This window comes from Mariprofundus sp. NF (assembly GCF_013387455.1).
Classification (GTDB): Bacteria; Pseudomonadota; Zetaproteobacteria; order Mariprofundales; family Mariprofundaceae; genus Mariprofundus.
Map to the genome: position 1 here is coordinate 461,504 of NZ_VWNC01000002.1, position 14,608 is coordinate 476,111.

Sequence of the window (14,608 nt, forward strand, 5' to 3'; positions counted from 1 at the left end):
GCCATTGAGCATCCGACACCGACTGCAGCTGCTCATCCTGCTATTTATCGTAGCAGGTGCGACAACGCTTGGCCTGCAGGAGTGGAGCCACCGCATCATGGAGGCTTCGACAGCTGCAGACCGCAGCGTTGATGCCATTGAGCGTAGCGCCTTTCAGCTGGCGATGCTGACCACCGAAATCGCCGCCAATCCGAAAGCAGTACGCCCTCAGCAGCAGTGGCTCTCTGGTTATGAACAACTGATGCAACTCTTGCGTCAGCCGCAGCTCAGGGTTGAGAAGGGTGCTCAGCAAGCTATCAACCGCCTTCAACAGAACATGGAAGATATGCATCTACAGCGGCAGCGCCTGATCAAAGCGGCGAGTGAAGCTGAGGGTAGCCGATATTTCCAGGTTCGCCTGAACCGGGAGCTGCAGGCGACCATGCTGCAGATGCAGGGTATTATTGCCTCTGCCACGGTTGTGAGAAATATCATGGATCAGCACTACAGTGATGAGCTGCACCGGGTCCGCTTTTTCAGCCTTGCTCTGACATCTGCAACCATCATCCTGCTTATTCTGTTTGGCCTGCTGATGACCCTGAAAATCGTCAGCAATCTGGATATTCTGCAAGCAGGCATCAGGCGTTTCTCTGCCGGCAAGCTGCATGAAGAGATCAAGCTAAAGAGCAGGGATGAGCTGGCCGCCATTGCAGACAGCCTCAACAGCATGGCAAGCCGCCTCACTGAAACAATGGCCTCTCGTGATCAGATGGAAGCGATTGTAAAAGAGCGCACTACAGCGTTGCAGAGGTCGCGGCTGGCTGCAATCAGCGTGATGGAGGATATCAACATCCAGCGCCATCAGACTGAAGAGGCAAAGCAGGCACTCGAAGCGATCAATATCGATCTTCAGCGTGAGGTGAAGGTAAGAAAAGCCAAAGAGAGTGAACTGCGCCGTAAAGAGGCGCTGCTCAGGCAGGCCAAATCCGGAGCCGAACAGGCCAGCCGCTCCAAGAGTATCTTTCTGGCCAATATGAGCCATGAGCTGAGAACACCACTCAACGCCATTCTCGGCTTCTCACAACTGCTGCAGATGGATCCGGCTATGAGTGAGGAGAGCAAGGCAAACCTGCAGACCATCAATCGCTCAGGCGCCCACCTGCTCACCTTGATCAACGATGTGCTCGACATGTCCAAGATCGAAGCGGGTAAAATCGACCTGCAGAATGACAGCTTCAATTTTGATGAGCTGATACGTGAGGCCATTGATATGATGGTGGTTCGTGCCTCCAGCAAGGGCATCAGCCTGGGGCTTGATGCCGACTCGAACTACCCGAAATTCATCTATGCTGATGCCGCAAAAATCCGTCAGATTCTTATCAACTTGCTCAGCAATGCTGTCAAATTTACGGAGCAGGGCGCTGTGAGCCTCCATATCTCAACTGAAGCGCCAAATGAGCAGGGTGAATTCACCCTCACCGGCAGCGTCACCGACAGTGGCATCGGCATCGCCTCCAAAGACATTGGCAAGGTGTTCGCCCCCTTCGAGCAGATCGTGCAGAAGGGTGAGGAGAAGATCGATCAGAAGGGCACAGGACTGGGGCTCTCCCTCTGCAAACAGTTCATTGAGATGATGGATGGCCATATCGAAGTGAAGAGCAAACCGAATAAAGGTTCGACCTTCACCTTCTCCATCAGGGTGAAAGAGGCGGCGGCCTCTGAAATAGAGGAGATTTCACCCGCAACGAAGGGTCTGCCAACCGGGCTGGCTGCCGGTCAGAAAGCAATCAAGGTGCTGATTGCCGAGGATGACACGGCCAATGCCATTATTCTCGAGAGTGTGTTGCGCAAAGCCGGCCTGCAGACGCTGGTGGTTGCCAATGGTGAAGAGGCCATTGCACAATTTAAGGCCTGGAAACCCGACCTGATCTGTATGGATCGACGTATGCCGGTCATGGATGGCAAAGAGGCCACCCGTCATATCCGGCAGGAGCCCGGCGGCAAAGATGTGATCATCATTGCCGTCACCGCCGTGGCTTTTAGAGAAGAGCGCCAGCAGATGCTTGATGCCGGCTGTGATGATCTGGTCAAAAAACCCTACGCCTTTGAAGAGATTTTCCAGGCTATCGAGCGCAATATTGAGATCGAATTCAGCTACCCTGATGCAGAGGATATCAAGCAGGCTACTAACACAGAGAGCCAGCACCTGGATAAAGATGGTTTTGCTATCGCTATCAGAGCGCTACCGGGTGAGTTGATAAAGCGGATACACCAGAGTGCCCTAGAGCTGGATATGGATGGATTTGAGGCCACACTGCCTGAGGTGGAGGCGATCAACCCGCAATTGGCAGAGAGCTTGCGTAACTTACACAGGCAGCTTGATTACTCTGCTATACTTAAGGTACTGGAGGAGAATGGTCATGGTTGAAAATGATAGCCTGTCGATAGCGTCCTCCGAGATTCTTGTCGTTGACGATACCCCAGCAAGCCTGAAGCTGATCACTGAAACGCTGCGTGGTGAGGGCTATCAGGTGCGCCCGGCCAATAGTGGCCAACTCGCACTCAACTCAGCAGTTGCCAAACCGCCGCAGCTTATCCTGCTCGATATCCGCATGCCCGGCATGGATGGCTTTGAGGTGATCCGGAAACTCAAAGCCGATGAGATCACCCGCGATCTGCCGGTGATATTTCTCAGTGCATCGGTCGAGCTGGAGAGCCACCTTAAAGGTTTTGATCTCGGTGCTGTCGATTTCGTCACCAAGCCGTTCCAGCGCCAGGAGCTGCTGGCCAGGGTGCGCACCCATCTTGAGCTCTATCAACTACGCGCCCGTATGAGGCAGCTGATTGATGAGCGAACTTCTGCGTTAGAGGAGAGCCAGACCCGTTTCAGACGACTGGTCGAGAATCTGCGCAACGAATATTTCCTCTACGAGCATGATGCCAACGGTGTCTTCTCCTATGTCAGCCCATCGATCACCAATCTGCTCGGTTACAGTCAGGAGGAGTTTAAAACCCACTATGCGCAATATCTGACAGATCACCCGCTCAATAAAGAGGTGGAAAAATATACCGAACAGGCACTTGCCGGCAAAACCCAGCCCTCCTACGAGCTTGAGATCTTCGCCAAAGATGGCTCCCGCCACTGGCTGGAGATCAACGAATCGCCGGTCAGTGATGAGGCTGGCACAGTGGTTGCAGTAGAGGGTATCGCCCACGACATCACCGATAAAAAAGAGCTGCAGAAGCAGTTCCTGCAGGCGCAGAAAATGGAGGCGCTCGGCACACTGGTTGGCGGCATGGCCCACGATTTTAATAACCTGCTGGCTGGTATCACGGGTTCACTCTATATCGCCCGGCGCAGAATCGATTCTGAGCCCGAGCAGGCAAAAGAGAAGATTCAGACGGCTGAAACCCTTGGTGCTCAGGCCGCTGATATGATCAAACATCTGCTCACCTTCGCCCGTCACGGTGTTGTGGAAAAATCACCGACACCCATCAAATCGCTGTTCAAGGAGGCGAGCAAACTTATCGAGCCGGGTGTGCCTGCCAATATCAGCTTCAAATCCGCTTATGATGAAGAGGATATGATCATTATGGCCAGCCCTGCACAGCTGCAGCAGGTGCTGATGAATCTGGTCAATAATGCCCGTGATGCCTGTATCGATGCGCAAAACCCCGAAATCAACATCAGCCTGAAACGCTATGAATCTGATCTCGTCTTCAAGCAGAAACATCCGGATGTTTCCGGGCACGAATTTGCCCTGATTGCGGTAAAGGATAACGGCACAGGCATCAGCCATGAGAACCTGAACAAGTTATTCGAACCGTTTTTTACCACCAAGGAGCCCGGCAAAGGTACAGGCCTGGGGCTGGCCATGGTCTATGGCACCATCAAAGATCACGGTGGTGCGATTGAGGTGGAGAGCCAACCGGGCGAAGGCTCCACCTTCCAGGTGTTCCTGCCACTCAAACATACAGCCCGGCAGACGGTGGCGGAGAGTGGCGAAGAGTCGATGGCAGAAGCTGGTGAGACCATTCTGCTGGCAGATGATGATGAGATGCTACTTATCGCTTATGCCGATATCCTCTCATCGCTGGGCTATCAGGTGATCACCGCCAATAACGGCATGCAGGCGCTTAAGATCTACAGGGAGAAGGGAGATGCCATTGATCTGGTGATTCTCGACATCGTCATGCCCGAAATGGGCGGTGTGGATGCAGCCCGTGATATCCGCAAGATCAATCCCGGGCAGAGGCTGCTCTTCTCCACCGGTTATGACCTCAATCAGGAGATGGTCAAACACCTCTCCGAAGAGAATGAGACCATAATCAGCAAACCGTGGTCAGTTGCATCGGCCAGCCGAATTATTCGCGAACAGCTGGTTTCAGACAAAGGGTAATTCAAACCGTATATCTCTCTCCAGGGGTGCTCCGATCTGTTCAAACGCTCCGGGACTAACAAGTTCATGGATGCACTTTTCCTGAGCTCCACTAAGATTGCATAATGAGTAACAGAAAAATCATTCGACTGGCGATTGAAGGCATGAACTGTGCCGGCTGTGTCGCCAAGGTTGAGGCCGCACTCAACAGTGTGGCCGGCGTCTCTCATGCCAGTGTCAATCTGGCCCAGCGCAGTGGACTGGTGGAAGGCGAAATGCAGCTCGATGATCTGATTGCAGCGATCAGGGCAACCGGGCGCGATGCCAGTGAGATCCGATCTGCCGCCGATGAATCGGATAGAGAGATCGCAGATCAATTGCGTTTCAAACAACTGCTCAAACAGTTCATCGTTGCCGCGGCCGTTGGTGCACCGCTGTTTATTGCAGGCATGAGTAGCTGGCTGCCACCTCTCGCCACCGAATCGACCAACTTCTTCTGGATTCTGACAGGGCTGCTTACGTTGGCCGTGATGATCTATTCAGGTCGACACTTCTACCGCGGTGCAGTGCGCGGTTTTATCCATCTACAGTTCGATATGGATACGCTGATCGCCACAGGCACCGGCTCGGCATGGTTCTATTCGATGATCATCACCCTCTGGCCGGGAGCCGTGCCTGAGATGGGACGGCACATCTATTTTGAGGCTGCACTGATTATTATCGCCCTGATCAATCTCGGGCAGGCTCTGGAGATGCGGGCGCGCGGTAAAACCTCGGAGGCGATCCGGCGACTGATGGGACTGACTCCGACAACCGCACGCATTGTTCGCGATGGTGAAGAGGTTGATATCCCCATCGAAGCGGTATCAATCGGAGATATACTACGCGTGCGGCCCGGTGAAAAGATCGCCGTTGATGGCAAACTCAGCGAAGGCCATTCACTGGTGGATGAGTCGATGCTGACAGGCGAACCGATGCCGGTGGAGAAGGCGGTCGGGGATGAGGTGGTTGGCGGCACCATCAATGGGCGGGGAAGTTTTCTCTTTACGGCGACACGGGTAGGAGCCGATACCGTGCTGGCCCGTATTGTTGCAACAGTACAGCAGGCACAGAGTTCAAAACCGCGTATCGGCAGGGTGGTGGATCGGGTGGCAGCCGTGTTTGTGCCCGCCATCCTGCTCATTGCTGCGCTCACCTTCCTGCTCTGGTTCTATTTCGGGCCTGAGCCGCAGATCAGCTACGCCATGGTTACGGCGATGACCGTTTTGATTATTGCCTGCCCCTGCGCACTGGGGCTGGCTACACCGATGTCGATCATGGTGGGGGTAGGTAAAGCGGCCGAACATGGTGTGTTGATCAAAAACGGTGAGGCGCTGGAGCGGGCGGGCAAGCTGACAACCATCGTCATGGATAAAACCGGCACCCTGACGCTCGGCAAGCCCACACTTACCGACTGCATCCCAACAGGCGTTGATCAGCAACAGCTGCTCTATCTTGCCGCTTCACTTGAAGCGGGCAGTGAACATCCACTGGCTGCAGCCATTATAAGCGCCGCAGCAGAACAGGGCGTAAAAGCTGGCAGCTGTGAAGCCTTCAAAGCCCATGCCGGGCTCGGCCTGGAGGGCAGCGTGGATGGGCGCAAACTGCTGCTGGGCAGTCTCAGACTGATGCAAGAGAGCGGCGTGACGCTAACTGCTGAGATCCTGCAACAGGTGAACGGACTTGCCGCTCAGGCGCGCACCCCCATGTTGCTGGCAGAGCATGGAGAGGTGATCGGTATGATGGCCATATCCGATCCGATCCACAGTGAGAGCAGGGAAGCGGTGAAGCGGTTGCAGAGTCAGGGGTTACGGGTGGTGATGCTGACTGGCGACAGCCACGCAACAGCAGCTGCCGTAGCAACTGCAGTAGGTGTTGATGATGTGATCTCCGAGGTGATGCCTGCAGACAAAGATGCAAAAATAGCGGAGCTGCAACAGGCCGGAGAGATCGTTGGCATGGTGGGTGACGGCATAAACGATGCTGCGGCACTGGCCCGTGCCGATGTCGGTTTTGCCATCGCTACCGGAACCGACATTGCCATGGCCAGTGCGGATATCACGCTGATGCGCTCCTCACCACTGGGTGTGATCACCGCGATAGATATCTCACGGGCGACCATGGCCAATATCCGACAGAATCTGGTGGGCGCCTTTATCTACAATACGCTGGGTATTCCGGTAGCGGCAGGCATCCTTTTCCCGTTTATGGGGCTGCTGCTCAATCCGATGATTGCCGGTGCGGCAATGGCATTATCCTCATTCACCGTGGTCAGCAATGCCAACCGGCTGCGCCTGTTCAAACCCGAGTCGTAAACCCCTTTCTTGGCAACATCAGAGCCAGCGGAATACCGAGTGCAGCGATAGCGGCACAGATATAAAAAGCCATCGCATAGCCCATACTTCCAACGATCAGGCCGCAGCCCATAATGCCAATGGTGGTGCCCAGTCCGAAACCGGCTGCCGAAAAGAGCCCTTGTGCAGCACCATGACGGTTATCCGGAGCAATCCTCTTGACCCAGGCGATGGCAGAGACATGAAAAGCGGCAAAACTGGCCGCATGCAACAGTTGCAACCCGACCAGCAGCACCATATTGGTTGTTAATCCTGTGCCCAGCCAGCGCAGAGCGGCCAGCGCCAGACAGATACTGAATACCAGTGCCGGTGCACGCAGCTGCACTGCTCTTGACCAGCGCCACATCAGAACAATCTCGGCAAGCACGCCAATCACCCAGTAGAGGCCAATCTGCCAGCCCGAAAAACCGGCATCGACCAGATAGAGGCTGAAAAAACCGTAATAGGCACCATGCGAGATCTGCATGATAAAAGCGACGGCGAGCAGCAGATAGAACGCTCTGGGAAATGGCGTAGCCCCACAATCGGTCTCGTGAAGCGGCTCCACTCTGGGAAAACCCCGAGCGGCAAGTGCAAGAACAACCATCAATGCAGCAAGCAGATAGGGGAAGCTGGCAACATGCTCACCCGTCAGCCAGATACCACCGAGCAGTGAGGCGAAAACAAAACCGATCGAACCCCAGACACGCAGACGACCATAATCGGCCATCTCCAATTCGGACACCGAGACTGAGAGCCCATCGGCAAGCGGCAATACAGCTGCCCATAAAATACCAAACAGTAGAATGATCACAGCAAGCAGGTAGATATTAAATACAAACGCAATCACCAACGCGGCAAAGGCCGCCAGCCATGAGGCAATGACAATAAACCGGTGCCCCTGATCCTGCGGACGATTATCAAGAAGATGACCGATCCAGGGTGGCGCCACGACTTTGGCCAGCGCCATGAGTCCGGTCATGAAACCGATCAATACTGCATCAAAGCCACGACCATCGAGATAGACCGGAAAGAAGGGCAGAACCAGTCCCATCGCAGCAAAATAGGCTGCGTAAAAAAGGCGAATGCGATTCAGAGAAGCGGGGGTAACCATAGCAGTTCGTTACTCAGGCCATGATCCGGTGTCGATAACGCTTAAACACCCTCGGAAGTGAACAGAAATGCGAGCACAACAAATTTGGAACAGATCACCGCCACAAAAATTGCCGTCAATGAGGTGATCAGAACGGTATTGGCCTTTTTCGTGGCAAAGAAAATTTTAGGCAGTAGCGAGAGCCCGGCAAAGAAACCGGCGATACCGAACACCGTATTCAATTCGGCACTGCTTACCTCCAGTTTGACCATCGCATGATTCAGATCGTCAAAAACAGATCCAACCAGCAGAACAAACACCAGCCAACAAAAGTAGAGCATCACATACTCAATCGGATGACAGCGCAGAGAGAACTTTCTACCGAGAAGAATCAGTGGGATTGCAACGATATTTGCCACAATGGCGTAAGCGATGAGAGAGTGAAGGTATGCGTCCATATGCGCAGCCTATCGCAGGCGAAAATAAAATCACCGTCCAGCAAACGGGCCGGGTTGGAGAGATGCTAAACGAATTAAACAGTGCCTTGGCTTGCGCGAATCTTTCGACTCGTCCACATTTACAACCATGAACCCGTCATCGATCCCCATGCGTGATAGCTACACTCTGTTTGCAGAGGCAAAACAGCATGGATGAGTGGTTCACCATCGTTGTTCGCCAGCTGATTCTCTACAGTCTGCCTGTTCTCGTTTCCATCACACTGGTCACCATGCTCGAGGCTCGCGTCATGAAAAGCGGCCTGCCGCACCCCTTTTATGCCATATCATGGCGCGGCTTCTGGATGCCATTTATCACCGCACTCTGTTTTCACCGCGGTGTCATCATCGCACTTCCCCATCCACTAACTGACGGCTTGAAACCTGCCGCTACTCGTCTGCTGGCCCATGGCCTGCTCTGTAGCATCGGCTTTCTACTCTACAGCTGGAGTCTGGCCTATCAGGCTCCGGTCGGCCTTCCGCCGCTGCACCTCTGGTGGGCTAAGGTGCTGATGTTTTTCAACCTCTGCATGCTCTTCCTTCACCTGCTGCCGCTACCACTGCTGCTGATGGGAGAGATCATGACCAAAAGCCCCAAACTGCCCGCCCTGCCTGGCGGAAATTCACTGACATGGATAGGCCTGACGCTGCTGGTTGCCACACCGCTACTTGATCTATCGCTCGGCTCGTTCATTATATATCCGGTCTACGAGTGGCTGAGCAGCAGCGCCATACAACTTGCAGGCTAAGGAATCTCTGAAAAACCACGTCCATGTAGTTTTTCAGTACGCAAAGGCAAAAGCGTGGTTTTGCCTTTGCTCACAAAATCGAGCACTTACTGTGCATGATTTTGGCAGGCCATCCATGGCCTGCACGGATACTCTGACTTTTTCAGAGTATCCCTAATATTGGCAATATATTTGCTTGAGGATCAAGCTATGCATGACGCAGTTTTCGACAGAGTATCAACCATGGAGCTACTGGCTTTCAGTGAGGATCTACCCTCGCTGCCGGATCGCTTTATCAAAATTCAGAAGATTGCACAGGATCCCAATTCCGATGCTGATGATCTGGCTGAAGTGATCAAAAGCGATCAGGCCACCACGGTGATGATCCTGAAATTCGCCAACTCCTCAGCCTATAACCCCTCCGGTATCCCTATTGGTGAGCTCTCCAAAGCGATCGCCAGACTGGGATCCAAAGAGACCGTGCATATCGCCACAGCCATGTCACTGATGTACGGCATTATTCTACCCACCGGCATGGCAAATATTCGCGCATTCTGGAGCCATGCTTATGCGGTGGGACTTGTCTGTGAGCAGCTGGTGCATCAGATCGACCCAATCGGCAACCAATACAATCACGAACGCGCCTTTATGGTCGGACTACTGCACGACATCGGTCGGGCAGCACTGGGCATGCGTGTCGATTTCTCCTATTTCGAGAGAGAGCTCGGCCACCTGCACTCTGAAGAGCTGATCAGGGCAGAAGAGGCGCTGTACGGTGTGAACCACGCTGAAGCAGGTCAGCAGCTGCTTAGCCTGTGGCTGTTTCCTGACGACCTCTGCAAGGTGGTCGCAGAGCATCACAATCCGGATAGTAAGCTGCAACTAGCCAGAATCTGCAACCTTGCCAACCATTTTGTCGTCGAAAACCTGCCCGCCAGACTCTCCTTTGACTCCATCTATATTGAGGTTCAAAAAGCTCTGGATAAAAATCCTCCTGATCTGACAGCCATCACCAACTAAGGCTACCTCCACCTCTATTTCAACACTGATCTAACCTCGACTATCGAGCTTGGCTCAATTTCTGTTACCCTTGGGCAATGCAAGTGATTTCGGAATAAGGGCTAGCAAAACGCATGGCAAAAAAAGAAGAGTCACATCGAAAATCGTGGAAATCCTGGCTTCGTAACCAGGAGATTCTCTACGTTGTGCTGCTGGCAGTTGTTGTTGGCGTCGTCTCAGGTTACGCATCGCTGCTGCTGCGTTTTGCTATCGAGTGGGTCAGCCTCTTCTGGACAGGTGAACGTACCTGGTTAAAAGCGATGGATACACTGCCCTGGTATATCTATCTGGTGGCCCCGACCGTAGGCGGTCTGCTGGTTGGCTGGATCACCGTACGCTATCTGCCCGGTGGTGAGCTGCGCGGTGTCTCTGGGGTGCTGGCCGACATGGTGGAGAGCAAGGCCAAGGTGCACCGCCATCAGATGGCAACTGAAACCTTCGGCTCCGCCATTGCTATCGGTAGTGGTGCCAGCCTTGGCCGAGAGGGGCCAACCGTAGCACTGGGCGCCCTGATCTCCTCAGAAATCGGCCAGCGCGCAGGACTCTCCGAACAGCAACTGCGTATCCTTATCGGCTGCGGTGTTGCCGCTGCCATTGCCGCCTCATTCAATACCCCGATTGCAGGCGTGCTCTTCGCCCTTGAAGTGATCCTCGCCGATTACGCCATTGCCACATTCAGTCCGATCGTTATTGCCTCGGTGCTGGCTACCGTGATTGCCCGTTCAGAGGTGGGTAACTTTCCCGCTTTCACCGTCCCCGAATATCACCTGATCAGCGTCTGGGAGATTCCCGCTTATATGATCATGGGGGCATTGTGCGGTCTGGTTGCCAGCGGTTTTATCAAATCGATGGCACCAACGCGTGCCTGGCTTGCCAAGCTTATCCCCAGCCGCAAACTGCGTCCTGCGGCGGTTGGCTTCGCCATCGGCCTTATGGGGCTGGCCATTCCTCAGGTGATGTCGATCGGCTACGGCGTCGTCGAGGATATGCTACTGGAGCGTATCGAACCTGAACTGCTCGGTGTAGCACTGCCGTTAACCGCTTTTCTGGCCATTATCCTGATCGGTAAAACGATCGCTGTGGTACTAAGTGCCGCGGGAGGTTTTCCCGGTGGCCTGTTCGGTCCGGCCCTCTTCCTCGGTGCAACGGTTGGTGCGCTGTTCGGTGATATCGCCCATAGCATCTCCCCCGCCTACACTGAAGGTTATGGCGCTTATGCCCTGGTGGCCTGCGGTGCGTTGACTGCCGCAGCCCTGCAAGCGCCACTGACGGTGATGCTGATCGTATTTGAGATGACCGCCGACTATCACATTATGCTACCGCTGATGATCGCCTGCAGCGTAGCCACCATGGTGACCCGCTCCTTTGGTCGCGCTTCAGTCTTTACCGAATCTCTGGAAGAGCGCGGCATCGAAACCCACTGGGGTAAAGAGCAGTCATGGATACGATCGGTACCCATCACACGAATACCTTGGCGCTCAATCGCTCGCGTCTCAGAGCATGCCAAACTGGAGGAGCTGAAACAGGTCTATACCGGCTCCGGCAAGGGCTGCGTACAGGTGGTCGATGATGCCGGTGATATGGTTGGTATCGTTACCTTTGCCGATCTTCAGGAGTGGCTGATTGATCCGGCTCTGGATCAGGTTGTGCTGGCCGGTGAAGTGGCCAACCGCAATGTGCTTACGGTGCGCGAGTCCGACAGCCTTCTTGATGCCGTACACATTCTTGACCGTGAAGAGTTCGAGCAGATGCCCGTGGTCGCTGATGACAACCCGCGCAGGGTGCTCGGTATCCTCTCACGTAATGCCATCTTCTCGACCTACCATAAGCTGATCGTCAAGCACGGGGAGGAAGAACGTGGGTGAGCTAAACAGTGCCCAGCAGCAGGCGGCCTGTGCCGAGGATGGCCCACAGCTCATTCTGGCGGGTGCCGGTTCCGGCAAAACACGCACCATCGTACACCGTATTGGACATCTGATTGCCGAACGTGGTTTTGCACCGCACCGGATACTCGCTGTCACCTTCACCAACAGGGCTGCGGCTGAACTTAAAGCACGCCTCTCCATGCTGATCGGTGATGATGGCGGCGGTGTAACTTCCGGCACCTTTCATGCTCTCTCGCTCCGCTTTTTGCGTCGTTATGCCGATGCGCTCGGTTATCCCCGTTCCTTTCAGGTCATTGATTCCGATGATCAGAAGGCACTGGTCAAACGACTTCTCAAAGCACGCAATATCGCCACCGATCGGCTACACCCAAACTATCTGATCGGCTGGATCGAACACTGCAAACATGCGGGACTGACTCCAGCGCAGGCTCCTGAACACGGTTGGAATGGCATCGATATGCGCGAGCTCTACGGTGAATATCAGGCCCAGCTTCAACAGCACGAACGTATGGATTTCTCCGATCTTATTCTCAATGTCGTGCTGCTGATGCGCGATCACAGCGATATCGCTGAAGCGCTGCGCAGCCGCTTTGATCATGTGCTGGTGGATGAGTATCAGGATACCAACCCCATCCAGCATGAGTGGCTGCTGCTGCTCTGTGGCGGCCATCGAAATCTGACTGTAGTTGGTGATGATGATCAGAGCATCTATGGCTGGCGCGGTGCTGATGTCTCACACATTCTCGAATTTGAACGCCACTGGAGTGGCGCAGGCCTGCACCGACTGGAGGAGAACTACCGCTCCTCCGCTGGCATTCTTGAGCTGGCCAATGCTGTGATCAGTGAGAACGCTGATCGCCATGAAAAGGTATTAAAGGCGACCCTTGAGCAGGGGGAGAGGCCGCACTGGCAGGTCTGTAACGATGATTACGATGAGGCGCGCCGCATTGCAGCACAGCTGGATCGCTGGCGCAGCCACGGTTACCCGTGGACGGAGATGGCCATTCTCTTCCGCTCCAATCGCCAGTCACTGGTGCTGGAGCAGGTGCTGCGTGAATCACAAATTCCCTACCGCATGATCGGTGGGGTCGGTTTCTTCGAGCGTATGGAGATCAAGGATGCACTGGCCTACTGGTCACTGCTCAATGGCTGCGGCGATGCCCTGCAGCTGCTGCGTATCTGCAACAGACCCAAACGCGGCCTTGGGCTGAAAGGTCAGGAGCAGTTGATGGCGATGCTTGCATCATCCGGCCTTAGAGCGTGTGACTGGCTGCAACTGCTTGCCGATGGCGGCGCTGAAGGCGCTGCAAAAAAAGTTGTTCCCATAGCGGCCTTAATGCGATCACTACACAACGATCTGGAGGAGATGCCGGATCGCGGCATGAAACTCATACTGCAGGAGTCCGGTTACCTGAAAAGTATTGAGGCCTTGGGTGAGATTGAGTCGGCCTCTCGACTGGAGAACATCAGAACGCTGCAGGAGTATATCGAGATGTCGATGGCACAGGGATTAACACCTGTGGAGTTTATGGATCGGGCTGCCCTTCTGCAGAGCAGTGAAGAGATGAATCGCGATGAGAATGACGATGAGCCTGATGCTGTTTCGATGATGAGTCTGCACCGCGCCAAAGGGCTGGAGTTTGACTGTGTGATTCTGCCCGGAGTTGAGGAAGGACAACTACCACATCAGCGCGCCCTTGATGAGGGGGTCTCGGGCATCTCTGAAGAGCGCAGACTGCTTTATGTCGGCATCACCCGTGCCCGTAAACATCTGCTTCTAACTTCAGCACGCCTGCGCCGCATGTTTGGCGAATCGCACTACCCGCTTCCCAGCCGTTTTATCAAACAGCTCTCACCCGAGATTCTCGGTCAGGAGAAGGCAACACCTGCACCAACGAACAATGCCGCCACAACTGGAGGCATCACAATCGGCAGCAGTGTTATGCATCCGAGTTTCGGCGATGGTGTCATCCTCTCGCTTGAAGGATCAGGTGATGCATCACGCGTCTCTGTGCAGTTCAAACGCGCCGGCATCAAACGACTGATGCTGAAATACGCCGCCTTAGTGCCCATATAAAATTTAATTAAATAGAAGGGGAACCCATGAGTCTAAAGATCTACCATAACCCACGCTGCAGCAAATCACGGCAGACACTTGCCCTGATCAGAGAGCAGGGTTTTGAACCTGAGATTATCGAATACCTCAACACGCAGCCAAGCCCGAGTGAACTTGATCAGATTCTGACCATGCTCGACATAGAGCCAGAGGCGCTGATGCGCAAAGGCGAAGCTGATTTCAGGGAGTACATCAAAGGCAAATCACTGGATCGCTCCGAGGCTATTGCGCTGATGTTATCCTACCCGAAGGTGATAGAGCGTCCGATTGTCGTCCATGATGACAAAGCTGCCATAGGCAGACCTCCCGAGAGTGTTCTGGAGATTCTATAACCATAAAAAGCCCGGGCAAAAACCCGGGCTTTTTTTGTTTTCTTGTCCCGTCCTGAAATAAGTTGACACAAAAAGGACTTATTATGGGAAAGGAAGAAACAGCAAGGCGCAGACGAAGTCAGCGTGATTATACATTGGGCTTTAAATTGAGCATTGTCGAACAGGTTGAA

Annotated in this window: 10 protein-coding genes; 8 read left to right on the forward strand and 2 right to left on the reverse strand. The window is 54.2% G+C overall.

The genetic code is table 11. The annotated features are described in order from the left end of the window. Window positions 1-4: 4 nt before the first annotated feature. The 3 genes from F3F96_RS05225 to F3F96_RS05235 all read left to right on the forward strand — a co-directional run bounded on the left by F3F96_RS05225 (window position 5) and on the right by F3F96_RS05235 (window position 6,712). Window positions 5-2,407 (forward strand): ATP-binding protein, encoded by a 2,403-nt coding sequence (locus F3F96_RS05225; protein WP_176962169.1) that lies wholly within the window; start codon window positions 5-7, stop codon window positions 2,405-2,407. Beyond that, entirely contained in the window at window positions 2,400-4,379 is a 1,980-nt protein-coding gene (locus F3F96_RS05230; protein WP_176962170.1) for a response regulator, read from the forward strand. Before F3F96_RS05225 ends, F3F96_RS05230 begins: the two co-directional genes overlap by 8 nt. A 104-nt stretch (window positions 4,380-4,483) precedes the next feature. Then, window positions 4,484-6,712 (forward strand): heavy metal translocating P-type ATPase, encoded by a 2,229-nt coding sequence (locus F3F96_RS05235; RefSeq protein WP_206675272.1) that lies wholly within the window; start codon window positions 4,484-4,486, stop codon window positions 6,710-6,712. Here F3F96_RS05235 and F3F96_RS05240 read toward each other — a convergent pair. After that, entirely contained in the window at window positions 6,696-7,844 is a 1,149-nt protein-coding gene (locus F3F96_RS05240; protein WP_176962171.1) for an MFS transporter, read from the reverse strand. The two genes, F3F96_RS05235 and F3F96_RS05240, sit on opposite strands and share 17 nt — an antisense overlap. 41 nt (window positions 7,845-7,885) lie before the next feature. Beyond that, the gene (locus tag F3F96_RS05245) at window positions 7,886-8,281 is read right to left on the reverse strand and encodes a hypothetical protein (protein WP_176962172.1); all 396 of its coding nucleotides are present in this window, start codon (window positions 8,279-8,281) and stop codon (window positions 7,886-7,888) included. 188 nt (window positions 8,282-8,469) lie between these two features. Between F3F96_RS05245 and F3F96_RS05250 the strand changes: the two genes are divergently transcribed. The 5 genes from F3F96_RS05250 (at window position 8,470) to arsC (ending at window position 14,438) form a co-directional block, all read left to right on the forward strand. Further along, window positions 8,470-9,066, forward strand: a complete 597-nt coding sequence (locus F3F96_RS05250) for a hypothetical protein (RefSeq protein ID WP_176962173.1) — start codon at window positions 8,470-8,472, stop codon at window positions 9,064-9,066. Window positions 9,067-9,255: 189 nt separating this feature from the next. After that, complete coding sequence (locus F3F96_RS05255) at window positions 9,256-10,065, forward strand: HDOD domain-containing protein (protein ID WP_176962174.1); 810 nt, start codon at window positions 9,256-9,258, stop codon at window positions 10,063-10,065. Window positions 10,066-10,178: 113 nt separating this feature from the next. Continuing rightward, a complete protein-coding gene (locus tag F3F96_RS05260) occupies window positions 10,179-11,969 on the forward strand; it encodes a chloride channel protein (protein WP_176962175.1) in 1,791 nt (596 codons plus the stop codon). Then, window positions 11,962-14,067, forward strand: coding sequence for a UvrD-helicase domain-containing protein (locus F3F96_RS12695; protein WP_176962176.1), 2,106 nt, complete (start codon window positions 11,962-11,964; stop codon window positions 14,065-14,067). The genes F3F96_RS05260 and F3F96_RS12695 overlap by 8 nt, the downstream gene beginning before the upstream one ends. 26 nt (window positions 14,068-14,093) lie before the next feature. Continuing rightward, window positions 14,094-14,438, forward strand: coding sequence for an arsenate reductase (glutaredoxin) (gene arsC, locus F3F96_RS05270; protein ID WP_176962177.1), 345 nt, complete (start codon window positions 14,094-14,096; stop codon window positions 14,436-14,438). The last annotated feature ends 170 nt before the right edge of the window (window positions 14,439-14,608 follow it).

Excerpts from the sequence above, each read along its gene's own strand:
- F3F96_RS05230 (WP_176962170.1), top strand. The coding sequence starts at position 2,400 with ATGGTTGAAAATGATAGCCTGTCGATAGCGTCCTCCGAGATTCTTGTC.
- F3F96_RS05235 (WP_206675272.1), top strand. The coding sequence starts at position 4,484 with ATGAGTAACAGAAAAATCATTCGACTGGCGATTGAAGGCATGAACTGT.
- F3F96_RS05240 (WP_176962171.1), bottom strand. The coding sequence starts at position 7,844 with ATGGTTACCCCCGCTTCTCTGAATCGCATTCGCCTTTTTTACGCAGCC.
- F3F96_RS05245 (WP_176962172.1), bottom strand. The coding sequence starts at position 8,281 with ATGGACGCATACCTTCACTCTCTCATCGCTTACGCCATTGTGGCAAAT.
- F3F96_RS05250 (WP_176962173.1), top strand. The coding sequence starts at position 8,470 with ATGGATGAGTGGTTCACCATCGTTGTTCGCCAGCTGATTCTCTACAGT.
- F3F96_RS05255 (WP_176962174.1), top strand. The coding sequence starts at position 9,256 with ATGCATGACGCAGTTTTCGACAGAGTATCAACCATGGAGCTACTGGCT.
- F3F96_RS05260 (WP_176962175.1), top strand. The coding sequence starts at position 10,179 with ATGGCAAAAAAAGAAGAGTCACATCGAAAATCGTGGAAATCCTGGCTT.
- arsC (WP_176962177.1), top strand. The coding sequence starts at position 14,094 with ATGAGTCTAAAGATCTACCATAACCCACGCTGCAGCAAATCACGGCAG.